The sequence below is a fragment of the Janthinobacterium rivuli genome (assembly GCF_009208735.1).
Taxonomy (GTDB): Bacteria; Pseudomonadota; Gammaproteobacteria; order Burkholderiales; family Burkholderiaceae_D; genus Janthinobacterium.
Genome location: NZ_WFLJ01000009.1, coordinates 1 through 23,363, shown reverse-complemented (window position 1 = coordinate 23,363; position 23,363 = coordinate 1). Strand labels below are relative to the sequence as shown.

Annotated in this window: 24 protein-coding genes and 1 tRNA gene; 13 read left to right on the top strand and 12 right to left on the bottom strand. The window is 63.2% G+C overall.

The genetic code is table 11. From position 1 onward, the window contains the following. Positions 1-43: 43 nt before the first annotated feature. Positions 44-349: a PsiF family protein gene (locus GCN78_RS13300; RefSeq protein ID WP_152252152.1), complete on the bottom strand. Its 306-nt coding sequence runs from the start codon at positions 347-349 to the stop codon at positions 44-46. Between the two features lie 265 nt (positions 350-614). Here GCN78_RS13300 and GCN78_RS13295 point away from each other — a divergent pair, with 265 nt between their 5' ends. Next, positions 615-1,154, top strand: coding sequence for a DUF2058 domain-containing protein (locus GCN78_RS13295; protein ID WP_152252151.1), 540 nt, complete (start codon positions 615-617; stop codon positions 1,152-1,154). A gap of 138 nt (positions 1,155-1,292) precedes the next feature. On the opposite strand, the gene GCN78_RS13290 is transcribed toward GCN78_RS13295, so the two are convergent. Continuing rightward, a tRNA-Phe gene (locus tag GCN78_RS13290) sits at positions 1,293-1,368 on the bottom strand. A 186-nt stretch (positions 1,369-1,554) separates the two neighbouring features. Between GCN78_RS13290 and dkgB the strand changes: the two genes are divergently transcribed. From dkgB to GCN78_RS13245, 9 genes are all read left to right on the top strand, one after another. Then, positions 1,555-2,379: a 2,5-didehydrogluconate reductase DkgB gene (gene dkgB / locus GCN78_RS13285; protein ID WP_152252150.1), complete on the top strand. Its 825-nt coding sequence runs from the start codon at positions 1,555-1,557 to the stop codon at positions 2,377-2,379. A gap of 1 nt (position 2,380) precedes the next feature. After that, the gene (locus GCN78_RS13280; RefSeq protein WP_152252149.1) at positions 2,381-3,310 is read left to right on the top strand and encodes an LLM class oxidoreductase; all 930 of its coding nucleotides are present in this window, start codon (positions 2,381-2,383) and stop codon (positions 3,308-3,310) included. 66 nt (positions 3,311-3,376) lie between these two features. Further along, the gene (locus tag GCN78_RS13275; RefSeq protein WP_226939622.1) at positions 3,377-4,615 is read left to right on the top strand and encodes an FAD-dependent monooxygenase; all 1,239 of its coding nucleotides are present in this window, start codon (positions 3,377-3,379) and stop codon (positions 4,613-4,615) included. A gap of 159 nt (positions 4,616-4,774) precedes the next feature. Continuing rightward, positions 4,775-5,491, top strand: a complete 717-nt coding sequence (locus GCN78_RS13270) for a DsbC family protein (protein WP_034785648.1) — start codon at positions 4,775-4,777, stop codon at positions 5,489-5,491. Positions 5,492-5,623: 132 nt separating this feature from the next. Beyond that, complete coding sequence (locus GCN78_RS13265; RefSeq protein ID WP_034753534.1) at positions 5,624-6,082, top strand: (2Fe-2S)-binding protein; 459 nt, start codon at positions 5,624-5,626, stop codon at positions 6,080-6,082. 10 nt (positions 6,083-6,092) lie between these two features. Then, the gene (locus GCN78_RS13260; protein ID WP_152252148.1) at positions 6,093-8,357 is read left to right on the top strand and encodes a xanthine dehydrogenase family protein molybdopterin-binding subunit; all 2,265 of its coding nucleotides are present in this window, start codon (positions 6,093-6,095) and stop codon (positions 8,355-8,357) included. A gap of 13 nt (positions 8,358-8,370) precedes the next feature. Continuing rightward, positions 8,371-8,979 carry a nucleotidyltransferase family protein gene (locus GCN78_RS13255; protein WP_152252147.1) on the top strand — a complete coding sequence of 203 codons (609 nt, stop codon included), beginning with the start codon at positions 8,371-8,373 and terminating at the stop codon, positions 8,977-8,979. Positions 8,980-9,006: 27 nt separating this feature from the next. Next, complete coding sequence (locus GCN78_RS13250; protein ID WP_226939621.1) at positions 9,007-10,917, top strand: M61 family metallopeptidase; 1,911 nt, start codon at positions 9,007-9,009, stop codon at positions 10,915-10,917. Positions 10,918-11,132: 215 nt separating this feature from the next. After that, entirely contained in the window at positions 11,133-12,308 is a 1,176-nt protein-coding gene (locus GCN78_RS13245) for a GGDEF domain-containing protein (protein WP_152252146.1), read from the top strand. On the opposite strand, the gene GCN78_RS13240 is transcribed toward GCN78_RS13245, so the two are convergent. The 7 genes from GCN78_RS13240 to rpe form a co-directional block, all read right to left on the bottom strand. Beyond that, positions 12,259-12,732 carry a hypothetical protein gene (locus tag GCN78_RS13240; protein WP_152252145.1) on the bottom strand — a complete coding sequence of 158 codons (474 nt, stop codon included), beginning with the start codon at positions 12,730-12,732 and terminating at the stop codon, positions 12,259-12,261. The genes GCN78_RS13245 and GCN78_RS13240 overlap by 50 nt on opposite strands. Positions 12,733-12,752: 20 nt before the next feature. Continuing rightward, positions 12,753-13,553, bottom strand: coding sequence for an indole-3-glycerol phosphate synthase TrpC (gene trpC / locus GCN78_RS13235; RefSeq protein WP_152252144.1), 801 nt, complete (start codon positions 13,551-13,553; stop codon positions 12,753-12,755). Between the two features lie 36 nt (positions 13,554-13,589). Beyond that, positions 13,590-14,633, bottom strand: coding sequence for an anthranilate phosphoribosyltransferase (gene trpD, locus GCN78_RS13230; RefSeq protein ID WP_152252143.1), 1,044 nt, complete (start codon positions 14,631-14,633; stop codon positions 13,590-13,592). Between the two features lie 65 nt (positions 14,634-14,698). Beyond that, the gene (locus GCN78_RS13225; RefSeq protein WP_152252142.1) at positions 14,699-15,262 is read right to left on the bottom strand and encodes an aminodeoxychorismate/anthranilate synthase component II; all 564 of its coding nucleotides are present in this window, start codon (positions 15,260-15,262) and stop codon (positions 14,699-14,701) included. A 1-nt stretch (position 15,263) separates the two neighbouring features. Then, positions 15,264-16,760, bottom strand: a complete 1,497-nt coding sequence (gene trpE, locus GCN78_RS13220) for an anthranilate synthase component I (protein WP_152252141.1) — start codon at positions 16,758-16,760, stop codon at positions 15,264-15,266. A 269-nt stretch (positions 16,761-17,029) separates the two neighbouring features. Beyond that, positions 17,030-17,734, bottom strand: a complete 705-nt coding sequence (locus GCN78_RS13215; RefSeq protein WP_152252140.1) for a phosphoglycolate phosphatase — start codon at positions 17,732-17,734, stop codon at positions 17,030-17,032. Beyond that, positions 17,734-18,408, bottom strand: coding sequence for a ribulose-phosphate 3-epimerase (gene rpe, locus GCN78_RS13210; protein WP_070223781.1), 675 nt, complete (start codon positions 18,406-18,408; stop codon positions 17,734-17,736). The genes GCN78_RS13215 and rpe overlap by 1 nt, the downstream gene beginning before the upstream one ends. A gap of 155 nt (positions 18,409-18,563) precedes the next feature. Here rpe and apaG point away from each other — a divergent pair, with 155 nt between their 5' ends. Next, the gene (apaG, locus tag GCN78_RS13205) at positions 18,564-18,938 is read left to right on the top strand and encodes a Co2+/Mg2+ efflux protein ApaG (RefSeq protein WP_152252139.1); all 375 of its coding nucleotides are present in this window, start codon (positions 18,564-18,566) and stop codon (positions 18,936-18,938) included. Positions 18,939-18,964: 26 nt separating this feature from the next. On the opposite strand, the gene GCN78_RS29335 is transcribed toward apaG, so the two are convergent. After that, on the bottom strand, positions 18,965-19,111 hold the full coding sequence (locus tag GCN78_RS29335) for a hypothetical protein (protein WP_167468630.1): 147 nt from the start codon (positions 19,109-19,111) through the stop codon (positions 18,965-18,967). Between the two features lie 97 nt (positions 19,112-19,208). Between GCN78_RS29335 and mltA the strand changes: the two genes are divergently transcribed. Then, the gene (gene mltA, locus GCN78_RS13200; protein ID WP_319633134.1) at positions 19,209-20,390 is read left to right on the top strand and encodes a murein transglycosylase A; all 1,182 of its coding nucleotides are present in this window, start codon (positions 19,209-19,211) and stop codon (positions 20,388-20,390) included. Positions 20,391-20,432: 42 nt separating this feature from the next. Here mltA and GCN78_RS13195 read toward each other — a convergent pair whose 3' ends face one another. Next, complete coding sequence (locus tag GCN78_RS13195) at positions 20,433-20,870, bottom strand: universal stress protein (RefSeq protein ID WP_131689922.1); 438 nt, start codon at positions 20,868-20,870, stop codon at positions 20,433-20,435. Between the two features lie 137 nt (positions 20,871-21,007). Beyond that, entirely contained in the window at positions 21,008-22,366 is a 1,359-nt protein-coding gene (locus GCN78_RS13190; RefSeq protein ID WP_226939620.1) for an MFS transporter, read from the bottom strand. A gap of 21 nt (positions 22,367-22,387) precedes the next feature. On the opposite strand from GCN78_RS13190, the gene GCN78_RS13185 reads away from it, so the two are divergent. Continuing rightward, the gene (locus GCN78_RS13185) at positions 22,388-23,164 is read left to right on the top strand and encodes an enoyl-CoA hydratase (RefSeq protein ID WP_152252138.1); all 777 of its coding nucleotides are present in this window, start codon (positions 22,388-22,390) and stop codon (positions 23,162-23,164) included. The last annotated feature ends 199 nt before the right edge of the window (positions 23,165-23,363 follow it).

The following is a 23,363-nucleotide window of genomic DNA, read 5'->3' as shown; positions in this document are numbered from 1 at the left end:
CGCCAGCGTGACGCTGGCGTTGTGGGGCGGGCAGGCGAGGCGCTTATTTCTTTGGCGCGCTCAGGCATTCCTTCATGAAGGCCTTGCGGGCGTCGCCCTTCATGTCCTTGGCGTCGGCATTGCAGGCCTTCATTTTGTTTTGCTGCGTCATCGCCGGTGCCGGCTTGGCGCTCAGGCATTCCTTCATGAAGGCCTTGCGCTCATCGCCTTTCTTGCCGGCGGCGTCCGCATTGCAGGTGGTCATTTTTGACTGTTGCGCCGTCTTGGCGACGGGCGCCGCTTCCGGTGCGGCGGCAAAGGCGGTGCTGGCAAACGCGGCGGCGATGCAGAGGGCGATTAATTGTTTCATGGCAAATCCTTGTAGACGCAGTCAGTGGAAGGGGGGCATGCAACCGGCAGCGAAGCCGATATGCAGAACGTAACTAACTATATGACATTTATCAACAAAATTTCCACGCGAGTGTGTCTTTTTGTTACTGGCGGGCGTTGGATGCTCGCCGGCCGGCCCGGGCAGCCATCTTGCGGCGGCGGCGCCCCTGTTTTTTGCTATGCTAGCGTCTTTCCACCGGCCGATGCCGCTGTCTTGGCCGGCGCACCCTCAATACGGAGTAGTTATGGTCTCGTTGCAAGAGCAGTTTTTAAAGGCCGGCCTGGTCGACAAGAAGAAGGTCAAGCTGGCCAACCAGGACAAGAGCAAGCAGAAAAAGGACGAGCGCAAGAGCGGCACGCAAAGTGTCGACGAGGTGCGCCTGGCCGCGCTCGAGACCCAGCGCAAGAACGCGGAACGCGCGCGTGAACTGAACGCCCAGCGCGACGCGGCCGCCAACCAGAAGGCCATCGTGGCGCAGATCGCGCAAATGGTGCAAAGGAACCGCCAGAGCAAGGGCAACAACGGCGACGTGCCGTACAACTTTACATTTAATAACAAGATCGAGCGCATCTACGTGACGGCCGCCGTGCAAGCCCACCTGGTGGCGGGCCGCCTGGTCATCATCTGCCTGGGCGGCGCGGTGGAACTGGTGCCGCGCATCATCGCCGACAAGATCGCCGAACGCGATCCGGCCATCGTCGTGCGCGTGAAACAGGCCAGCACGCAAGTGGATGAGGACGATCCGTATGCGGCGTTCCAGATTCCGGATGACTTGATGTGGTAATAGAGTGATTGCCCGGCGCCAAGTGCGCCGATGAGGGGAGCGGACGGGCCGGAAACGGCCCGTTTTTGTGTGTAACACAATGCTGCGCAAACAAAAACGCCACCCGAAGGTGGCGTTTTTGAACGTAAAACAAATTCTTGGTGGCCCGGGGCGGAATCGAACCACCGACACAAGGATTTTCAATCCTCTGCTCTACCGACTGAGCTACCAGGCCAAGGTGGCGAATTATAGCAGACCAAAACGCGAATGCAAGAGCCGGCTGCGATTTTTCCTGCATTTCCCGGATCGGCCTTGCATTATTTGCTCGGTAGTCAAATATGATTTGAGGTAAACGGTATTTTTCTCAACAAAGGATGGGCGCATAGTGTGGCCATCGACATTGACTTGAGAGGATTACCGCATGAACGCCACCACAAATCGCACCGCCATCCCTGAAATCGGCCTGGGCACTTTCCGTTTGCAGGGCCAGGTCGTCATCGATTCCGTCACCACGGGCCTCGACGTCGGCTACCGCCATATCGATACGGCGCAAATCTACGGCAATGAAGCCGAAGTGGGCCAGGCGATTGCCGCCAGCCCCGTCCCGCGCGAGGACCTGTTCGTCACCACCAAGATATGGATCGACAACCTGCAGCGCGACAAACTGATTCCCAGCCTGAAGGACAGCCTGCGCAAGCTGCAGCTGGAGCAGCTGGACCTGACCCTGATCCACTGGCCGTCGCCGCAGGACGCCATTCCCGTGGCCGACTACATGGCGGCGCTGGCGGAGGCCAAGGCGCAGGGGCTGACCAGGGCCATCGGCGTATCGAATTTCACGAATGCGCAGCTGCGGCAAGCCATCGACACGGTGGGAGCGGCGGAAATCGCCACGCAGCAGGTCGAGATCCACCCCTTCCTGCAAAACCGCACCGTCATCGAATTCGCGCGCAGCCAGGGCATCCACATCACGGCCTACATGCCGCTCGCGTATGGCAAGGTGGTGGCCGATCCCGCCATCGCCGCCATCGCCGCGAAGCACGGCGTGACGCCGGCGCAGGTGGCCTTGAGCTGGTCGCTGCAGCAGGGCTTTGCCGTGATCCCGTCGTCCACCAAACGCGCCAACCTGGAAGCGAACCTGCATTTCCAGCGCATCACCCTGTCGCCGGACGAGATGGCGCAGATGGCGACCCTGGAGCGGGGCGAACGTCTGGCCAACCCGGACGGCCTGGCGCCGCAGTGGGACTGACATGGATGCCATGACGAAGCTCGGGCAGGGCGGTTTCAGCATCGGGCTGGAACTGCCGCTCGATAATGACTGGTCGTCCGCGGGACGCCAGGCGAATGGGGCGTCCGGCCGCGTGCCGGGTGAACCGGACCTGCAACAGCACGCGGCGCTGGCCAAGCTGGCCGACCGCCTGGGTTTCCGCGCCCTGTGGCTGCGCGACGTGCCTTTGTACGACCCGTCATTCGGCGACGCGGCCCAGGTCTTCGAGGTGTTTACCTATCTTGGCTACCTGGCTGGCATCACGGAGCACATCCTGCTGGGCACGGCCGCCGTGGTGCTGCCGCTGCGCGAACCCGTATTGACCTTGAAGGCGGCGGCCAGCGTCGATCAGCTGAGCGGCGGACGTTTGCTGCTGGGCGTGGCCAGCGGCGACCGGCCCGTCGAGTATCCCGTCTTTGGCCGCGACTTCGAGCAGCGCGGCGCCGCCTTCCGCGAGCAGGTGGCCATGCTGCGCGACTGGGGAGATATACGCCTGCCGCCCGGCATCCGCCTGCTGCCCAAGCCGGCCGCGCCCTTGCCGTTGCTGGTGGCGGGGCTGGCGCAGCAGTCGCCCGCGTGGATCGGCGCGCAGATGGACGGCTGGCTCGCCTATCCGGGCACGCCGGATGACCATGCGCGGCGCGCGGCGCAATGGCGCGCCGTGGCCGGGGAAGATAAACCTTACGTCAGCTTCATCCACCTGGACCTGGATGACGATCCGCACTTGCCGCTGCAGCGTTTCCGCTTCGGCGCTCGCACGGGGCGCGACGGCCTGATCGCCGAGTTGACGGCCATGCGCGACGCCGGCGTGCGGCACATCGGCTTGCAACTGCGGCAGAACCGCCGTCCGCTGGCCGAGACCTTGCAGGAGATCGCGGACCACGTGTTGCCCGTATTTCATGGCGCCGCTTGATCTGGGGCACGCGTCCAGTACTTCCGGACTATCTGAAAAGGGTGGGGCAAACGCTATAATGGCCGCATGAACAGTCCCACTCCCCCTACCATGCGGCGCTTCATGCATAGCCACAGCGACGTTTGCATCGTCGGCAACGGCGCCATCGCGAAAACCACGGCGCTGGCGTTTGCCCAGGCAGGACAAAGCGTCACCCTGTTATCCCCGGTGAGTCCACCCACAACCGCTTCCGTCGCCAAGCCGGTCGAAGCCAGCTGGGACGTGCGCGTGTATGCGCTCAATCACACGGCGCACCAGCTGCTGTCGTCGCTGAAGGTGTGGGGCGCCCTGGAGGCCGACAGGGTGGCGCCCGTCGACGCCATGCTGGTCAACGGCGACGGCGCGCAGGCGGGCGGACTCGGTTTCGACGCCTACGGCGCCCATGTGGGCACGCTGGCGTGGATCATCGAGGACCGCAACCTGGGCCAGGCGCTGGACGCCGCCCTGAAATTCGCGCCGAACGTCAACGTGGTGCAGGGCCGCGCCAGCCGCCTGGAATGGACGGACGACTCGGCCATCGTGCACCTCGATGGCGAGGACACCATCACTTGCGCATTGGTAGTGGGCGCGGACGGCGCCCAGTCGTGGGTGCGGGGCCAGTGCGACATCGGCCTCGATTACCGCGCCTATGGCCAGCGCGGCGTGGTCAGCAACTTCGCCTGCGAAAAGCCGCACCATGGCGCGGCCCACCAGTGGTTTACGGGCAGCGAAGGCATCGTCGCGCTGCTGCCGCTGCCGGGCGACCGGGTTTCCCTCGTCTGGTCGGCGCCCGATGCGCTGGCCGACACCCTCATGTCCGAATCGGCCGACGCGCTGGCCGCGCGCCTGGCCGCCTACTGCCACGACAAGCTGGGTAAGCTCACGCCGCTGCAGCCGGAGCTGGTGCGCGCGTTTCCGCTGACCCTGATGCGTCCGCACGCCATGGTGGCGCCGCGCGTGGCCCTGGTAGGCGACGCCGCCCACGTGGTGCACCCGATGGCCGGCCACGGCATGAACCTGGGCTTTGCCGACGTGGCGCAGCTGGTCAAGACGATCAGCGAACGCGAAGCGCACCGCGGTATCGGCGACGAACGCGTGCTGGCCCGCTATGCCCGCGCGCGCAAGGAAGACGTGCTGCTGATGCAGCTGGCGACCGATGGCCTGGCGCGTTTGTTCGGCGCCGATCTGGAGCCGTTGCGCGTGGTTCGCAATTTGGGATTAAACTTGCTGGATAAATTGCCGGCCCTGAAGCGAAAAATGATTGCGCACGCGTTGGGGCATCAGTAAATATCAGGGAATCTTAAGATATCGCCGGATAATGGCAGGTGTGAAAATTCAAGGTCGCCGCAGCTGGTCTGCGGCGATCGTTTTGTCAAAGAGATAACGATGCCAGGCCAGAGGCGAGTCCCGCCAGGCGTTTCAAGTGGAGAAGTGATAGTGATAAAAATGAGCAGAATCGCATTGGTACTGGCCTCGGGCCTGATGATGTCGTGCGCCGGCGCGGAAACGCCAACGGAAGCGAACATCAAAAAGCTGATCGAGCCGCGCCTGGGCGAAGGCGCCAAGGTCGATTCGGTCAAGGAAACGCCGTACGGCGGCCTGTATGAAGTGCGCACGGGCGGCGACATCCTGTACACGGACAAGGCCGCGCAATACCTGTTCGTCGGCCACGTCTTCGACGCCAAGACCTCGCAAGACCTGACCAAGGTACGCCTGGACGAAGTCAACCGCATCAAATTCTCCGACCTGCCGCTCGATTCCGCCATGAAGACCGTCAAGGGCAATGGCAAGCGCGTGATCGCCGTGTTCGAAGATCCGAACTGCGGCTATTGCAAACGCTTCCGTCAGAACGCGCTGAAGGAAATCGACAACGTCACCGTCTACACCTTCATGTACAACATCCTGTCGCCTGACTCCATCGTCAAGTCGCGCAATGTCTGGTGCGCGCCGGACCGCAACAAGGCCTGGGATGACTGGATGTTGAATGGCAAGGCGCCAGCCACGGTCGCCGCCACTTGCGCCAACCCGCATGAAAAAATCCTGGCCCTGGGCCAGCAATTGCGCGTCTCGGGCACGCCAGCCATCTTCTTTGCCGACGGCAGCCGCATTCCGGGCGCGGTCGATGCGAAGACGCTGGAACAGAAATTCTCGACCATTAAGTAATCCGGGCTGTCGCCAGGAAGGCTGGACGGCGCGCCCTCGCAAGGCGCGCTTTTTTTTGCACTTATTTCCGCTGTCGTATCATCAAGTGTTGTTTGTAGACGCCATAACAATCCAAAAAAGGGGAAGCAGCAGATGATTACCTTGAATATCAACGGACGCGACACGCAAGTCGACGCCGATCCTTCCACGCCCATCCTGTGGGCGCTGCGCGATAACCTGAACATGACGGGCACCAAATTCGGTTGCGGCGCGGCCCTGTGCGGCGCCTGCACGGTGCACCTCGACGGCCAGCCGATCCGCTCCTGCATCACGCCGATTTCCTCGGTCGGCGCGCAAAAGATCACCACCATCGAAGCGATGGAAAACGACCAGGTGGGCAAGGCCGTGCAGGCGGCGTGGGTGCGCCATGACGTGCCGCAATGCGGCTACTGTCAAAGCGGCCAGGTGATGAGCGCCACGGCGCTGCTGCGCACCAACAAGGCGCCCAGCGACGCCGACATCGACGGCGCCATGAGCGGCAATATCTGCCGCTGCGGCACCTATCAACGGATCCGCGCAGCCATCAAGGACGCGGCCAAGACCCTGGCCTGAGGAGAGCGACATGCGTATCGAATGGTTGAATCAGGAAGCATTGCAGCATGGCGGCGTGACCCTGGGCGCGGCGCTGGCATCGGCGCCGGTGGCGCTGGCCGATGGCGTCTCGCGGCGCGGTTTCATGAAGGCCGGCGCGGTGGCGGGCGGCGGCTTGATGCTGGGCTTTTTCCTGCCCGGCGCAGGCAAGCTGGCGCAGGCGGCCGATGCCGCACCCGCCAAGCCCGTGTATGCGCCGAACGCCTTCTTGCACATCGCCCCCGATAACACGGTGACGGTGCAGGTGAACCGGCTGGAATTCGGCCAGGGCGTGCAAACGAGCTTGCCCATGCTGATCGCCGAGGAACTCGACGCCGACTGGAGCCTGGTGCATGGCGCGCTGGCGCCCGCCGGCGAGCAGTACAAGGATGCCGCCTACGGCATGCAGATGACGGGCGGCTCGGGCAGCATCGCCCATTCGTTCACGCAGTACCGCGAAATCGGCGCCAAGGCGCGCGCCATGCTGGTGGGCGCCGCCGCCGCGCAGTGGAAAGTCAACCCTGACCAGGTGCGCGCCGCCAAGGGCGTGCTGTATGGCCCCGGCGGACAAAAGGCGACGTTTGGCGAACTTGCCGACGCGGCCATGCGTCAACCGGTGCCCGCTACCGTCAAGCTGAAGGACCCGCGCGACTTTGCCATCATCGGCAAACCCGTGAAACGCCTCGACGCGGCCGCCAAGTCCACGGGAAAACAGCAGTTCGGCATCGACTTCAAGCCGCCCGGCGCGAAAGTGGCGATGGTGGCGCGCCCGCCCGTGTTTGGCGCCAGGGTGGCGAAGTTCGACGCCAGCAAGGCCAAGGCCATCAAGGGCGTGCTGGAAGTACTGGAAGTGAAAACTGACCGTGGCGGCAGCGGCGTGGCCGTCATCGCCGATGGCTACTGGCCCGCCAAGCAGGGACGCGATGCGCTGGTGATCGAGTGGGATACGAGCGCCGTGGAAAAGGTCAGCAGCGACCAGCAGCTGGCTGCCTTCAAGGCGCTGGCGAAGACGCCAGGCACGGTCGCCAAGCCAGCCGACATGGGCAAGCTGGCCTCGGCGCCGAAGAAGATCGAAGCCGTCTACGAATTTCCCTACCTGGCGCACGCGCCGATGGAACCGCTCAACTGCGTCGTCGACCTGCAAGCGGACAAATGCACGATGTGGGTGGGCTCGCAGTTCCAGACGGGCGACCAGGCGGCGATTGCCGCCACCTCCGGCCTGAAACCGGAGCAGGTGACCCTGCACACGATGATGGCCGGCGGCGGCTTCGGTCGGCGCGCCGTTCCCTCGTCCGACTATGTGGTCGAAGCCGTCAACGTGGCCAAGGCGTACCGGGCGGCGGGCAAGAGCGGCCCGTTGAAGCTGATGTGGAGCCGCGAGGATGACATCAAGGGCGGCTACTACCGGCCGTCGCATGTGCACCGCGCGCAGATCGGCCTTGACGCCAAAGGCAAGATCCTCGCCTGGGACCACACCATCGTGGGCCAGTCCATCATGGCCGGCACGCCGTTCGAAGCCTTCATGGTGAAAAATGGCGTCGACGGCACCATGGTCGAAGGCATGGGCGAGCCGTACACCCTGCCGATGAAGCTGTCCGTGCACACGGCCAAGGCGAACGTGCCCGTGCTGTGGTGGCGCTCCGTCGGCTCGACGCATACGGCCTTCGTCATGGAAACCCTGATCGACGAGGCGGCGCACGTGGCGAAGATGGACCCCGTCGCCTACCGCAAGCAGCTGATCGACGCCAGGCACACGCGCCACATCGCCGCGCTGGACCTGGCCGTGGCCAAGTCCGGCTACGGCAGGAAGAAGCTGCCAAAGGGGCAAGCCTGGGGCGTGGCCATGCATGAATCGTTCAATTCCGTGGTGGCCTACGTGGTGACGGCATCCGTGGTCCAGGGCGCGCCCGAGCTGCACCAGGTGTGGGCGGGCGTGCACTGCAACCTGGCCGTCAATCCGTTGACGATCGAGGCGCAAGTGCAGGGCGCCGCGCTGATGGCGCTGGGCATGACCATTCCGGGCGCCGCCATCACGCTCAAGGATGGCGTGGTGGAGCAGCAGAACTTCGGCGACTACCCGGTGCCGCGCATGCCCGACATGCCGGTGATCGAAGTGCACCTGGTGCCGTCGGGCGATGCGCCGACCGGCATGGGCGAGCCGGGCGTGCCGCCGCTGGCGCCTGCCTTCGCCAATGCGCTGTTCGCCCTGACGGGCAAGCGCCTGCGCAAGCTGCCGTTCGACCTGGCGGCCGCATGACGGCAGTGGTGTCTTGAGTACGGTCGGCATCTTGCTGGCAGCCGGAAGGGGACGCAGGTTTGACCCTTCCGGCGTACAGAACAAATTATTGCAGCCGTTGACGGAAGGTCCGCACGCGGGTTTGCCCGTGGTGGCGGCGGCCGCAAAAGCCATGCTGGCGGCCTTGCCGCGCGTGCTGGCCGTGGTGCGCGCCGACGATACGCAGGTGGCCCGCGCGCTCGGTGCGCTGGGCTGCGAGGTGCGCGTCTGCCATGATGCCGACACGGGCATGGCCGCCTCGCTCACCTGCGCCATCGAATACGTGCGCTGCGCGCCGGGCTGGCTGATCGCCCTGGGCGACATGCCTTATGTGGAAGCGGCTACAATCGCCGCCTTGTCGCACGCCATCGGCGATGGCGCGCGCATCGCCGTGCCCGTGTTCCAGGGGCGGCGCGGCAATCCGGTCGCGTTCAGTGCCTTTCACTTGCCGCTGCTGCTGGCGCTCGATGGCGACCAGGGTGCGCGCAGCATCGTCAACAGCCATGCCGTTTGCGAAGTGACAGTGGACGACGGCGGCATCTTGCGCGATATTGATACACCTGACGATTTGTCGCCGGTGCCTGGCGCACCCGGGCGATTGTAGAACATCCATGCCAGACACGAGGAAAACATGAAGAAAGCACCGATTCAAAAAATCACCGCCAAGGCGGGAGCCAAGGCGGGCGGCAAAGCCACAAGCAAAGCCGCGGCGAAAACCGCAGTGAAAACCACGCCGGCCGCCGGCATTATCTACAGCATCGCCGCAGCGGATCTGGCGGGCCACATGTTCAAGGTGACGTTGACCGTCAAGTCGCCGGCCGCCATCGGCCAGGTCTTGTCCTTGCCGGCCTGGATCCCGGGCAGCTACATGATCCGCGAATTTTCGCGCAACATCGTCAGCATCCGCGCCGAGTCCGAGGGCAAGGCCGTGGCGCTGAGCAAACTGGACAAGCATTCGTGGCAAGCCGCGCCGTGCCAGGGCCCGTTGACGGTCGAATACGACGTGTATGCCTGGGATTTGTCCGTACGCGCCGCCCACCTGGACCAGAATCACGGCTTCTTCAACGGCACCAGTGTGTTCCTGCGCGTGCTGGGACAGGAATCCGACGCCCATGAAGTGCACATCGTGCAGCCGAAGGATGCCGCCTGCAAGACCTGGCGCGTGGCCACCACCCTGCCGGAACTGAAGGCGAAGCGCTATGGCTTTGGCAGCTACCAGGCGGCCAATTACGATGAGCTGATCGACCACCCGGTGGAGATGGGCGACTTCGCGCTGGCCACCTTCACGGCATATGGCGTGCCGCACGATATCGTCGTCACGGGCAAGGTACCGAACCTGGACCTGGACCGCCTGTGCCGCGACCTGAAAGCCATCTGCGAAACGCAGATCGCCTTCTTCGAGCCGAAGACGAAAAAGGCGCCGATGGACCGCTATGTGTTCATGACCATGGCCGTCGGCGACGGTTACGGCGGCCTGGAACACCGCGCCTCGACGGCGCTGATCTGCGCGCGCGCGGACCTGCCGACGACCGCATCAAGCAGCACCGAGATCGGCGACGGCTACCTGAAATTCCTGGGCCTGTGCAGCCACGAGTACTTCCACACCTGGAACGTCAAGCGCATCAAGCCCGCCGCCTTCGCGCCGTACAACCTGCAGGCGGAAAGCTATTCGCCGCTGCTGTGGCTCTTCGAAGGCTTCACCAGCTATTACGATGACCTGATGCTGGTGCGCGCGGGCCTGATCGACGAGGCGGCCTACTTCAAACTGCTGGGCAAGACCGTCAACAGCGTCTTGCGCGGCAGCGGCCGCACCAAGCAAAGCGTGGCCGATTCCAGCTTCGACGCCTGGGGCAAGTACTACCGCCAGGATGAAAATGCGCCGAACGCCATCGTCAGCTACTACACCAAGGGTTCGCTGATCGCGCTGGCCTTCGACCTGACGATCCGCACGAAGACGAATGGCGAGCAGTCGCTGGACGACGTGATGCAGGCACTGTGGCAGCGCTATGGCCGCGATTTCTACAAGGGCAAGGGAGAAGGAAAAGGCCGGGGCGTGACGCCGGCCGAAGTCGAAGCCCTGTTCGATGAAATCTCCGGCACGCGCATGAAGCCCTTCTTCGAACGCTACATCCGCGGCACGGACGACGTGCCGCTGGCGCGCTTGCTGGCGCCGTTCGGCGTGAAATACAGCGACGCGCGCAAGGCGGAAAAAGCCAGCCTGGACGTCAACCTGGGCCGTGACGGCAACGACGCCAAGCTGGCGCAGGTGCACCAGGGCGGCGCCGCCCACGTGGCAGGCCTGTCGGCGGGCGACGTGCTGGTGGCCGTCGACGGCTTGCGCGTGACGGGCAACCCGGCCAACCTCGACACTTTGCTGGGCCGCTATGCCGTCGGCGCCAAGGTGGCGATCCACGCCTTCCGCCGCGATGAGCTGATGACGTTTGCGGCCGTGCTGCAGGGCGACCGCGTGCCGGGTGTCAGTTTGACCCTGCTGCCGGCGCCAAAGAAGGCCACGGGGCCGAAGCGTCCTAGCGCCGCATGATGTTGTTTGTCATGCAGTAAGACAGAAAACCGGCCGTCACTGGCCGGTTTCTTCTTTCAAGATACATTTTCTCAAATGCACATCTCCGGCCGATACTGCCGGCTTGCCATCATATTTACTGCAAATGAACTAATTTTGCTTTAACTAAACTAAAATTGCCGAACTGTCTCTTTTAGATCGCGTCCAACGTGCAAACCCTCGATCCTCGAACGATCATGCTGATGACGACCCTGATGTGCGGGGCGATGAGCATCGTCATGTTCTCGGTGTATCGCAGTTTCCGGCGCGAGGTGCATGGCCTGGGGCATTGGGCGGCCGGTTTGTTGCTGCTCGTGTGCGCGTCGCTACTGTTCGGTACCCGTGAAGTGCTGCCGCCGGCATTGTCCATGATCGCGGCCAATGCGGCGCTGGTGGCCGGCATCGGCCTGTCGATGCTGGGCACGGAGACATTCTTTGGCCTGGCGCCCAGCCGCCGCGCTTACCTGTTCATACTCGTCCTGGCCATCGCCGGCAATAGCTGGTGGCTGCTGGTGCACCCCGATTTCTCGGCGCGCGTGGCGGTCTTCTCCCTGCTGGTCTTCCTGTTTTATGCGCGCCAGGTGCAGCTGGTATGGCGCCATGGCGAGCGCCATTTTTCGAGTTTTTTCTTTGCCGCGCTGATGCTGCTGCAAGCTGTCGTGGTGCTGGCGCGCGGCGTGGCGGCCTTGCTGCATGGCGGCGCCAGCGTGAATCTGACGGTGGCCGGCACGCCGGCCGGCATCTATCTGGCCGTCGCCAATTTCATGGCGCTGCTGCTGACGGTGGGCTTCATGACGGTGGCGACGCGCCGCCTGCAGCAGATACTGGAGCGCCGCTCGACCCACGATCCGCTGACGCAGGTGCTGAACCGGCGCGGCTTTGGCGACGCCTATGCGCGGGAAATTGGTAATCCGCGGCGCCGCCGCCTGCCGCTGACATTGCTCAGCATCGACCTCGATTACTTCAAATCGATCAATGACCGCTACGGTCACGCGGTGGGTGACCAGGTGCTGGCGCATGTGGCCACCGTCATCGGTGGCGCCCTGCGCGAATCGGATTGCGTGGCGCGTTTCGGCGGCGAGGAGTTCGTCGTGCTGATGCCGGACATGCCGGCGCATGATGCGCTGGGCGTGGCCGAACGCATCCGCGCCTTGCTGCGCGAGTCCAATCATGCGGGCTTGCCATCCTGTACGGTCAGCATCGGCGTCGCTTGCCGGGCATCGGTGGTGGAAGGACTGGAACAGTTGCTGTCGCGCGCCGATGCGGCCCTGTACCTGGCCAAGGAGCGGGGACGCGATCGCATCGAACTCGATGCTTGCGCGTTTACTGAGGACCGGACAAGGTTCGCAGCTGGAATCGATACTGCTCGTTGAAGAGGAAGGTTTCGGAAAAATCGAAGGTCTTGGCGTGGCGGCGCATCAGGTGTCCCGCCGGCGGAAAGAGCGCTGGCACGCGTCGGACGGCAGCCAGCGCCGCGGCCGATGCTTCGCTGTCGCGGGAACGGTGGACATGCACGTTTTTCAGCTCGCCGTCCGGGCCCACGCTCAGGTCGAGCACGACGATGGCCGGCAGCATGGGCGGCAGACGCCCGCTGAACGTATATGCGCCGTTGGCCGCCATGATCTGCTGCGCCACCAGCGCCTTGTAGGCGTCGATGTTGGCGGCGAGCTGTATCGCGGCCGGCGTGCCAGGGGCCGTGCGCTCCACAGGCATGGGCATGCCCCCCGCTGGCGGGGAGGCATTCTGGCAGGCCGACAGCAGGACAGCGGCGGCAAGGACGGTGATCGCGAGTCTCATGGCTGCCAGCCTACCATGGTTTAGCTGAACAGGCGTTCCAGCTCCACGCCGGGGTCCGGCGCGCGCATGAACGCTTCGCCCACGAGGAAGCTGTGGATGTGCGCATCGCGCATGCGTTGCACGTCGGCCGTGCCGTGGATGCCCGATTCCGTGATGATCAATTTGTCTTGCGGGATGCGCGGCAAGAGCTTGATGGTCGTGTCGAGCGAGGTCTCGAAGGTGCGCAGGTTGCGGTTGTTGATGCCGATCAGCGCGCTCTTGAGTTTCAATGCCGCCGTCAGTTCTTCGCCGTCGTGGCTTTCGATCAGCACGCCCATGCCCAGCTCGTGGGCGCACGCTTCCATCTCGGCCATCAGGCCATGGTCGAGCGCCGCGACGATCAAGAGGATGCAGTCGGCGCCCATGGCCCGCGCTTCATAGATCTGGTACATGTCGACCATGAAATCCTTGCGCAGCACGGGGATGGCGCAGGCGGCACGCGCCTGCTGCAGATAGGCCACGGAACCCTGGAAGAACTGTTCGTCCGTCAGCACGGACAGGCAGGCCGCGCCATGCGCCGCATAGCTGGCGGCGATGTCGGCGGGGCGGAAGTCGGCGCGGATCACGCCTTTCGACGGCGAGGCCTTTTTCACTTCGGCGATGATGCCGGGCTTGCCGGCCGCGATGTGCTGGCGCAGGCTCGCTTCAAAACCGCGCAGGCCGGCGCGCAGGGCGCCGTCGCTTTCCACGTCTCCGCGCAAGCTGGCCAGGCTGCGGTGGGCCTTGGCCTTGGCTACTTCATCGGCCTTCACGGCCAGGATTTTATCGAGTATGTCGGACATGATGGTCGTTATTCTATCAAGGAGGGCGGGGGGAGCTTACGCTTGCTTTGGTGTGCCCAGCTGCTGCGTGACCTGCACGAACTGTTCCAGTTTTGCCAGGGCCGCGCCGGAGCTGACGGCGCTGCGCGCACGCGCCAGGCCGTCTTCGATCGAACTGGCCACGCCGGCCGCGTACAGCGCCGTGCCCGCGTTCAGGGCGACGATGTCGGCGGCCGCGCCAGGCTCGCCGCGCAGCGCTTCCATCATCTTCGCCTTCGACTCGACGGAATCGGCCACTTTCAGGTTGCGGCTGGCGATCATCGACATGCCGAAGTCTTCGGGATGGATTTCATACTCGCGGATTTCGCCGTTGATCAGTTCACCCACCATGGTGGCCGCACCGAGCGACACTTCATCCATATTGTCGCGGCCATACACGACGATGGCATGCTGCGCGCCCAGGCGCTGCAGCACGCGCACCTGGATGCCGACCAGGTCGGCGTGGAATACGCCCATCAGAATGTTCGGCGCGCCGGCGGGATTGGTCAGCGGTCCGAGGATATTGAAGATCGTGCGCACGCCCAGCTCGCGGCGCACGGGCGCCGCATGCTTCATGGCCGCGTGGTGGTTGGGCGCGTACATGAAACCGATGCCCGTTTGCGCGATCGACTGGGCGATCTGCTCGGGCTGCAGGTTGATGTTGACGCCCAAGGAATCGAGCACGTCGGCGCTGCCGGACGAGGATGACACGCTGCGCCCGCCATGCTTGGCCACGCGCGCGCCGGCGGCCGCCGCCACGAACATCGAGGCGGTGGAAATGTTGAACGTGTGCGCGCCGTCGCCGCCCGTGCCGACGATGTCGAGCAGGTTGGTGGTGTCGGCCATGGGCACCTTGGTGGAAAACTCGCGCATCACTTGCGCGGCGGCGGCGATTTCGCCGATGGTTTCCTTTTTCACGCGCAAGCCCATGGTCAGGGCCGCGATCATGGTGGGGGACATTTCGCCGGACATGATCTGGCGGAACAGGTACAGCATTTCGTCGTGAAAGATCTCGCGGTGTTCGATGCAGCGCAGCAGGGCTTCTTGTGGGGTGATCGGCATGATGCTTCCTTCTTCAATGATGGCGCAGGAGGACACTGATGGCACGCCGGGGCGTGCGCAGGGAATCAGCGCTCGAGGAAATTCTTCAGCAGGGCGTGGCCGTGCTCCGAGAGGATCGATTCGGGGTGGAACTGCACGCCCTCGATATCGTATTCCCGGTGGCGCACGCCCATGATTTCGCCGTCGTCCGTCCACGCCGTCACTTCCAGGCAGGAAGGCAGCGAGGCGCGTTCGATCGCCAAGGAGTGGTAGCGGATCACTGTGAAGGGGCTGGGGATGTCCTTGAATACGCCCACGCCCGTATGCGCGATGAAGGAAGTCTTGCCATGCATGACCTGCTTGGCGCGAATGACCTTGCCGCCAAACGCTTCGCCGATGGCCTGGTGGCCCAGGCACACGCCCAGTATCGGCTTCTTGCCGGCGAAGTGCCTGAGCACTTCCACGGAAATGCCCGCCTGTGCCGGCGCTTTCGGTCCGGGCGAGATGCAGATGCGGTCCGGGTTCAGCGCCTCGATCTGTGCGATCGTGATTTCATCATTGCGGTAGACCCGCACGTCTTCGCCCAATTCGCCGAAATACTGCACGATGTTGTAGGTGAAGGAGTCGTAGTTGTCGATCATCAGCAGCATCTTAAAACCCTCCATCCAGGCCATCTTGCACTTGTTCGGCGGCGCGCAGTACGGCACGCGCCTTGTTTTCCGTTTCCTGCCATTCCATTTCGGGAATGGAGTCGGCCACGATGCCGGCCGCGGCCTGCACGTACAGCATGCCGTCCTTGACCACGCCCGTGCGGATGGCGATCGCCACATCCATTTCGCCGCCAAACGACAGGTAGCCGCAGGCGCCGCCGTAGATGCCGCGCTTGGTGATTTCCAGTTCGTCGATCACTTCCATGGCACGCACTTTCGGCGCGCCCGTCAGGGTGCCGGCGGGGAAGGTCGCGCGCAGCACGTCCAGGTTCGACAGGCCGTCTTTCAGCTTGCCTTCCACGTTCGAGACGATGTGCTGCACGTGCGAGTATTTTTCGATGACCATGCGGTCGGTGACTTGCACGCTGCCCGTCTCGGCGATGCGGCCGATGTCGTTGCGCGCCAGGTCGATCAGCATCACGTGCTCGGCGATCTCTTTCGGGTCGGCCAGCAGCTCGGCCGACAATTCGGCGTCGCGTTCCGGCGTGGCGCCGCGCGGACGGGTACCGGCGATCGGGCGCAGGGTGACTTTCTTGCCGCCGTCCGCCGTCGTTTCGTTGCGCACCAAAATCTCGGGTGAGGCGCCGATGATCTGCATGTCGCCGAAATTATAGAAGTACATATACGGCGACGGGTTGAGCGAACGCAAGGCGCGGTACAAGGTCAGCGGCGAGTCGACGTAAGGTTTGCGGATGCGCTGGCCAATCTGCACCTGCATCAGGTCGCCCGCCATCACGTATTCATGCGCCTTGGCGACGGCCTTCAGGTAATCTTCCTTGGAAAAGTCGCGGATGGTTTCCGTGCGCACGGAAGCGCTGGTCACGGGCGCATCGATGCCGCGGCGCAGCATCATGCGCAAGTCCTTCAGGCGCTGCTGTGCTTTCGAAAACGATTCGGGCTGCGTGGTGTCGGCATACACGATCAGGTAGAGCTTGCCGGACAGGTTGTCGATGACGGCCAGTTCCTCGGTCACCATCAGCTGGATGTCGGGCAGCTTCAAGTCATCCTTCGGCGCGCCGCCGGCGAGTTTTTTCTCGATGTGGCGCACGGTGTCGTAGCCGAAGTAGCCGGCCAGGCCGCCGCAGAAGCGCGGCATGCCAGGGCGCAGGGCCACCTTGAAGCGCGACTGGAATTGTTCGATGAAGTCGAGCGGATTGCCTTCGTGTTCTTCGATCACGCTGCCGTTCTTGACGATTTCGGTGCGTTTGCCATAGCTGCGTAATACGGTCGTGGCGGGCAAGCCGATGAAGGAATAGCGGCCGAAGCGTTCGCCGCCGACGACGGATTCGAGCAGAAAGGTGTTCTTGCCGCCTTGTTGGGCCTGTGCCAGTTTCAGGTACAGGGTGAGCGGGGTTTCCAGGTCGGCGAACGCTTCCGCGATCAGGGGGATGCGGTTGTAGCCTTGCTGGCCCAGCGATTTGAATTCGAGTTCGGTCATGTTTCTCTCCATGCCGTCAGGGTATGCGTGTGCATAGTGCACAAACCCTGCGGTGGGTTATCAAAAAACTTGCCGGGACACGCAACATGCGCAATATGCGCAAACGAGGTGTGTGCAACCGGCAGCAATCGTAACGGCTCGGCCCTTAAGCCTGCCAGGATTGCCAGCGTCGCCAAAGCCAGGCCTCAATCGAGCCGGTTTGGGTGACATTGTGTTTTTTGATGAGAAACGTGTTCACGATATGGTGTTGGGTTTGGTCAGTATGCCGGTTAGTTTTGCATGCCAATAAAACGGGCTGCTTCGAGCAGTGTCTTTACTATACCATCGGAATCGGTATCGTGTATAGAGTGTCCGTGATTGTAGCCATACGGTACCGTCAGTACGGGGCAAGCCGCAGCCCTGGCCGCTTGCGCGTCATTCGAGGAGTCGCCGATGGCCACCACTTTGGCGGGCGGCAGGTCGAAGTCCGCGCACACTTGCAGCAGCGGCATGGGGTGCGGTTTTTTCTGCGGCAGCGAGTCGCCGCCATAGACGATCTCGAAATACTGGTCCAGGTTTTTCAGCTTCAGCAGGGGCAGGGCGAAGGCGATCGGCTTGTTGGTGACGCAGGCCAGGCGCAAGCCCGCCGCCTGCATCGCCGCCAGCCCCGCTTCCACGTCCGGATACAGGGTGCTGAACTGGCCGTTGATGGCCAGGTAGTGGCGCTGGTAACCGTCCATCGCCTGCTCGAAATGCTGCTCCACACCGGCCGCGTCGAAGTCGAGCGCCAGCACGGTGCGGATCAGGTTTTCCGAGCCCTTGCCCACCATCAGCTTGATGGCGTCGGCGCTGATGGGCGCCAGGTCCAGTTCGGCGCGCATGCCATTGATGGCGACATGAAAATCGGGCACGGTGTCGAGCATCGTGCCATCGAGGTCGATGATGGCGGCGCGCACGCCGGCCAATACGTGGTCTTTCACCGTGCCCGCTTGCATCAGGCGCCCTTGACGGATGCCAGCTCGGCGCGCATGGCGTCGATGACGGCCTTGTAATCCGGCTTGCCGAAGATGGCCGAGCCGGCGACAAAGGTGTCGGCGCCGGCGGCGGCGGCGGCGGCGATGTTGTCGATCTTGATGCCGCCATCGACTTCCAGCATGATGTCACGGCCCGACTCGTCGATCATGCGGCGCGCTTCGGCGATTTTCTTCAGCGCCTGCGGAATGAAGGACTGGCCGCCGAAGCCCGGGTTGACGGACATGATCAGGATGATGTCGATCTTGTCCATCACGTGTTCCAGGTAGTGCAGCGGCGTGCCCGGGTTGAACACCAGGCCCGATTTACAGCCATTGTCGCGGATCAGCTGCAGGGAACGGTCGACGTGATCCGACGCTTCCGGGTGAAAGGTGATGATGTTCGCGCCAGCCTTGGCGAAATCCGGGATAATGCGATCGACAGGCTTGACCATCAGATGCACATCGATGGGCACTTGCACGTGTGGGCGGATCGCTTCGCACACCAGCGGACCGATGGTCAGGTTTGGTACGTAATGGTTATCCATCACGTCGAAGTGGATGATGTCGGCGCCTGCGGTGACGACGTTGCGCACTTCCTCGCCCAGGCGGGCAAAGTCGGCGGACAGGATGCTGGGAGCGATACGGAATGTTGTCATGGTGAAGTAGCCAAAGGATAGAAAATGCGATTTGCGCTATTTTACGCCTGACGCCGCTACCATGCCTTAATGAAACACAGAATACATGGCGCGCGGTGGCCAATCAGGTACACGCGACGCAATATACGACTGGCAATGTCTGAATAGGAATGACGATGGCGACTTATGAATTTACGGTAACGGTCAAGACGCAATATCTGCCCGATCAATCGGCACCGGACCAGGGGCGGCACGTGTTCAGCTACACGATCCGCGTCGTCAACACGGGGACCGTTGGCGCGCAACTGATTTCGCGCCACTGGGTCATCACGGATGCGAACAACAAGGTGGAAGAGGTGCGCGGCCTGGGCGCCGTGGGCCACCAGCCGCTGCTGCAGCCGGGCGAACAGTTCGAATACACGAGCGGCACGATGCTGGGCACGCCGCAAGGCTCGATGCACGGCGAATACTTTTGCGTGGCCGAAGACGGCCATCAGTTCGAAGCGCCGATTCCCGAGTTCGTGCTGTCGGTGCCGCGTACCCTGCATTAAGGAAACGCCGGGGGGGGCTTGCCCCCTTATTTCAGTTTTTCGGTGGCGTCCTGCTCTTCACTGAGCTGCTTGCGTGCCGGCGGTGCGGGTTTTTTACCCGAATACATGGTCCACCAGACTATGAATGCCAGCAAGAAGAACGCCACCAGCGCCTCTATCATCAAGATCCACATACGCACCCCTATGTTATTTACCCGCAGCTTAGTATTTACCCGCCATCTCTTTACACGCGGTAGTCTACCCGTTTCAATTGGCGCCGTCGCGCTTGCCTTGTCCGCCTGCACCACGCCGTCCGCGCCGCCTGCCGCCACCGGCGGCAAGGCGCCGGCCATCGCTCCGACCGTCGTCAAGCCAGTGCCGGCCAAGCCGGCCGACGCCAAGGAGGCCACGGATGTGGCCGCTCCCACCTTCGTGCCCGCCAAGTTTGCCGCCTTGCCCGGCTGGGCCCGCGACGACATGCGCGCCGCCTGGCCAGCGTTCATGGCTTCGTGCGGCGTGCTGGTGAAGCGTCCTGACTGGAAGGAATCGTGCACGATCGCGCGCCAGGTGAATGCCGACAGCGACAAGGCCATCCGCCTGTTCTTCGAGACCTTCTTTGTGCCGAATCAAGTCGTCACCGCCGATGGTGCCAGCACGGGCCTCGTCACCGGCTATTACGAACCGTTGCTGCACGGTGCGCGCAAGCGCGGCGGCCCGTACCAGACACCGCTGTACAAGGTGCCCGACGACCTGGTCTCGGTCGACCTGGCCGGCGTGTATCCGGAATTGAAGAACATGCGCTTGCGCGGCAAGCTGGTCGGCAAGAAGGTGATACCGTACGCGACCCGCGCCGACATCGAGCGCGCCACCTCCGTCACGGGCAAGGAATTGCTATGGGTCGATGACGAAGTCGAGGCGTTCTTCCTGCAAGTGCAAGGTTCCGGGCGCGTGCAGCTGACCGATACGCAGGAAACCGTGCGCGTGGCGTACGCGGACCAGAACGGCCATCCCTACAAATCGATCGGCCGCTACCTGGTCGACAAGGGCGAGCTGACGTTGAGCCAGGCGTCGGCGCAAGGCATCAAGGCTTGGATCGCCGGCCACCCCACGCGCAAGGATGAATTGTTCAACGCCAATCCGAGCTATGTCTTCTTCAAGGAAGAGCGCCTGCCCGATCCGAAAGTGGGGCCGAAGGGGGCGCTGGGCGTGCCGCTGACGCCGCAGCGCTCGGTGGCCATCGATTCGCGCTTCCTGCCGCTGGGCGCGCCCGTGTTCCTGTCCACCACGCAAGCCAATAGCGAGATTCCCATGCAGCGCCTGGTGATGGCGCAGGATACGGGCGGCGCCATTCGCGGGCCGATCCGTGTCGATTATTTCTTTGGCTTTGGCGCGGAAGCGGCCGAGAATGCGGGCCGCATGAAGCAGAGCGGCGCCGTGTGGGTGCTGTTGCCGAAACAGGCGCCGGCGCGCTGAGTTGTTGCGCGCGACGCCAGGGGGTGATGATCTAGCGCAAGGTTAGCGCAGCACCATGACGGGCAGGTGGGTATGCGCCAGCACTTTTTGTGTTTCGCTGCCCACGAACAGCTTGTTCAAGCCCTTGCGGCCATGCGAGGCCATCAGGATGATGTCGCAATGGTGGGTTTGCGCCGCATTGACGATTTCGTCGTGCGGACTCGGTGACACGGCCACCACGCCTTCGAAGGGCACGCCGGCGGCGCGTGCCGCCGCGCCGATCTTGTCGATGGCGCGTTGCGACGCTTCCTGCATCTGCTGTTCATACAGGCTGGCGTCGAGCACGATGCCGCCGTCGGCCATCGGCGAGAACGGGAAAGGTTGCACCACGCTGATGGCGACCAGCTTGGCCTTGTTCAATTGGGCGAAGGCGAGGGCGGTCTCGGCGGCTTTATCGGACAACGGCGAACCGTCGGTGGGAAATAAGATGGTGTTAAACATGGCGTGCTCCTCAAGTGATGTCAGACAGCTTATGGATTTACATCAACTAAAACCTTGATGTAAATCAAACCTCGCAAGCTTTGGCATGAATAGTGTCGCCAAGGCAATCTTTTAGCAGTGTATGCCCGTTCATCGCTTCAGGTGCGCACGCTACGCAGCGGCGTGCCCCACACCATGGCAATCGTCAACAGGATGCTGCCTGCCGCGATGCAGGCCAGGCCATTGCGCACACCAAAGTGTTCCGCTATCCAGCCGGCGGCCAGCGCGCCCAGCGGCGCCGTCGCCACCGTCAGGAAGCGCATGGTCGATGTCATGCGGCCCAGCATGGGGTCGGGCGTGACCTTCTGGCGCAAGCCCAGGTAGGGAATAAAGAACAGCATCACGCCGCAATCGAAAAAGAACATCAATATGGCATACGCCACGGCGCTGGCGGCCGCGCTGCCGAACAGTGCTGCCGGAATCGTTGGCGTCAGGGCAAAGCAGAGCGAGGTCGATGCCAGGCCGATCAGGATGGTGCGGCCGGCGCCATAGCGCTTCGTCAGCGGTTTGACGATGAAGGCGCTGAGCAGGACGCCGGCGCCGCCCAGCATCTGCGTCATGCCCAGCACGCCAGGGCTCATGCCCAGGTCGCGCGTGGCGAACAGCACCGTCAAGGCCATGCTGGCGTAAAACAGGAAGTGCCAGATTCCGGCGCCCCAGGCCAGCGCGCGCAGCAGTGGTTCGCGCCAGACAAACAGCAAGCCGTCGGCGATGTCGCGCAGGGCGTGCTTGTCGGAGGGCGCAGGTCGCGGGTCGCGCACGCTCATGGCGCGCAAATTGAAGACGGAAATCAGATAACCGCAAGCCGTGCACAGGATGGCGACGGGCGCGGACAAGACCTGCACCAGCACGCCGGCCAGGCCGGGGCCGATCAGCCGTGAAGCCGATTCGGTGGCGGCGAATTTCGACTGCGCATCGATCAAGCCATCGCGGCCCACCAGGAAAGTCAAGAAGACCTGCTCGGCGCCGCCACCGACGACGAAGCCCGTGCCGATGATGAACCCCACTATATATAACCACGGCATCGACAGCACGCCGCACCAGTAAGCCACGGCCACGCTGGCCAGGGCCAGGCCGGACATGCTTTCGCTGAACAGCATGATCGGGTGCTTGCTACGCCGATCCAGCAGCACGCCGACGGGCAAGCCGAAGAGGGCGAACGGCAGCGCCTGCAGGGCGACCAGCACGCCCATCTGTTCCGGCGTCGCATGCAGCAAGAGTACCGCGCACAGGGGCAGGGCCAGCGAGGTGATCTGGGCGCCGAAGCAATTGAGGCCATTGCTGAACCATAGGCGGCGGAAATTGACGCTGGCGGCGCTGCCGTCGCCGCGCAGGTAGTGGGCGCAGTATTGAAAGAAGGAGGAGAAAATACGCAGCTCGATAAAAGATGATCGGACGCACAATAATAGCAGCGCGCGTGTCGCGCCGCTGCCGTTAGCCGCTACAATCGTTGTCACCGTTCATCCAGAGGAGACACTATGCAATACGAAGACTTGATCATCGATATCCAGGACAAAGTGGCGCTCATCCGCCTGAATCGCCCGAAGGCCTTGAATGCCTTGAACGACAATATGATGAATGAGCTGGGCGACGCCCTGCTGAAGTTTGACGCGGATGACAATATCGGCTGTATCGTGCTCACGGGCAGCGAAAAAGCGTTTGCCGCCGGCGCCGATATCGCCGCCATGGCCGATTACACGTATCCCGATACCTTTACCCAGGGTTATATCAGCCGCAACTGGGAGCATATCTTGCGCGTGCGCAAACCGGTGGTGGGCGCCGTGGCTGGCTACGCGCTTGGTGGCGGTTGTGAACTGGCCATGATGTGCGATTTCCTGATCGCCGCCGACAGCGCCAAATTCGGCCAGCCGGAAATCAAGGTCGGCGTCACGCCGGGCGCGGGCGGCACGCAGCGTCTGCCGCGCGCCATCGGCAAGGCCAAGGCCATGGATCTGCTGCTGACGGCGCGCACCATCGACGCTGTCGAGGCGGAACGCATCGGCCTGGTGTCGCGCGTGGTGCCTGCCGATAAATTACTGGAAGAAACCTTGGCCGCCGCCAAGACCATCGCCGCCATGCCGACCTCGGTGGCCATGATGATCAAAGATTGCGTCAACCGCGCCTTCGAAACGACCTTGACCGATGGTGTCGCCTACGAGCGCCGCCTGTTCCAGGCCGCCTTCGGGACGCCTGCGCAAAAAGAAGGCATGCACGCTTTCCTGGAAAAGCGCTTGCCAAACTTCGATGGTCTTTGATATGATTCGCCTCCCCGATGAGACGCACTGGTTTGCGGCACAAAGGGGACGGCCTTCAGGGGCTGGATAGTAGAAAAAGAAGGTTGACGAAATGCTGCAAACGCTTCATACTCTTCCTTCTTCGCAGCTGACAAACACAACGCTTTGTCGATAGCGCGAAAGCAGTACCGAATACAGTTCTTTAACAATTAACAGTCGA

What these genes read in the sequence shown, in the direction of transcription:
- GCN78_RS13300 (WP_152252152.1), bottom strand. Translation starts at nt 349, where the DNA reads ATGAAACAATTAATCGCCCTCTGCATCGCCGCCGCGTTTGCCAGCACC.
- GCN78_RS13295 (WP_152252151.1), top strand. Translation starts at nt 615, where the DNA reads ATGGTCTCGTTGCAAGAGCAGTTTTTAAAGGCCGGCCTGGTCGACAAG.
- dkgB (WP_152252150.1), top strand. Translation starts at nt 1,555, where the DNA reads ATGAACGCCACCACAAATCGCACCGCCATCCCTGAAATCGGCCTGGGC.
- GCN78_RS13280 (WP_152252149.1), top strand. Translation starts at nt 2,381, where the DNA reads ATGGATGCCATGACGAAGCTCGGGCAGGGCGGTTTCAGCATCGGGCTG.
- GCN78_RS13275 (WP_226939622.1), top strand. Translation starts at nt 3,377, where the DNA reads ATGAACAGTCCCACTCCCCCTACCATGCGGCGCTTCATGCATAGCCAC.
- GCN78_RS13270 (WP_034785648.1), top strand. Translation starts at nt 4,775, where the DNA reads ATGAGCAGAATCGCATTGGTACTGGCCTCGGGCCTGATGATGTCGTGC.
- GCN78_RS13265 (WP_034753534.1), top strand. Translation starts at nt 5,624, where the DNA reads ATGATTACCTTGAATATCAACGGACGCGACACGCAAGTCGACGCCGAT.
- GCN78_RS13260 (WP_152252148.1), top strand. Translation starts at nt 6,093, where the DNA reads ATGCGTATCGAATGGTTGAATCAGGAAGCATTGCAGCATGGCGGCGTG.
- GCN78_RS13250 (WP_226939621.1), top strand. Translation starts at nt 9,007, where the DNA reads ATGAAGAAAGCACCGATTCAAAAAATCACCGCCAAGGCGGGAGCCAAG.
- GCN78_RS13245 (WP_152252146.1), top strand. Translation starts at nt 11,133, where the DNA reads ATGCTGATGACGACCCTGATGTGCGGGGCGATGAGCATCGTCATGTTC.
- GCN78_RS13240 (WP_152252145.1), bottom strand. Translation starts at nt 12,732, where the DNA reads ATGAGACTCGCGATCACCGTCCTTGCCGCCGCTGTCCTGCTGTCGGCC.
- trpC (WP_152252144.1), bottom strand. Translation starts at nt 13,553, where the DNA reads ATGTCCGACATACTCGATAAAATCCTGGCCGTGAAGGCCGATGAAGTA.
- trpD (WP_152252143.1), bottom strand. Translation starts at nt 14,633, where the DNA reads ATGCCGATCACCCCACAAGAAGCCCTGCTGCGCTGCATCGAACACCGC.
- GCN78_RS13225 (WP_152252142.1), bottom strand. Translation starts at nt 15,262, where the DNA reads ATGCTGCTGATGATCGACAACTACGACTCCTTCACCTACAACATCGTG.
- trpE (WP_152252141.1), bottom strand. Translation starts at nt 16,760, where the DNA reads ATGACCGAACTCGAATTCAAATCGCTGGGCCAGCAAGGCTACAACCGC.
- GCN78_RS13215 (WP_152252140.1), bottom strand. Translation starts at nt 17,734, where the DNA reads ATGCAAGCGGGCACGGTGAAAGACCACGTATTGGCCGGCGTGCGCGCC.
- rpe (WP_070223781.1), bottom strand. Translation starts at nt 18,408, where the DNA reads ATGACAACATTCCGTATCGCTCCCAGCATCCTGTCCGCCGACTTTGCC.
- apaG (WP_152252139.1), top strand. Translation starts at nt 18,564, where the DNA reads ATGGCGACTTATGAATTTACGGTAACGGTCAAGACGCAATATCTGCCC.
- GCN78_RS29335 (WP_167468630.1), bottom strand. Translation starts at nt 19,111, where the DNA reads ATGTGGATCTTGATGATAGAGGCGCTGGTGGCGTTCTTCTTGCTGGCA.
- GCN78_RS13195 (WP_131689922.1), bottom strand. Translation starts at nt 20,870, where the DNA reads ATGTTTAACACCATCTTATTTCCCACCGACGGTTCGCCGTTGTCCGAT.
- GCN78_RS13185 (WP_152252138.1), top strand. Translation starts at nt 22,388, where the DNA reads ATGCAATACGAAGACTTGATCATCGATATCCAGGACAAAGTGGCGCTC.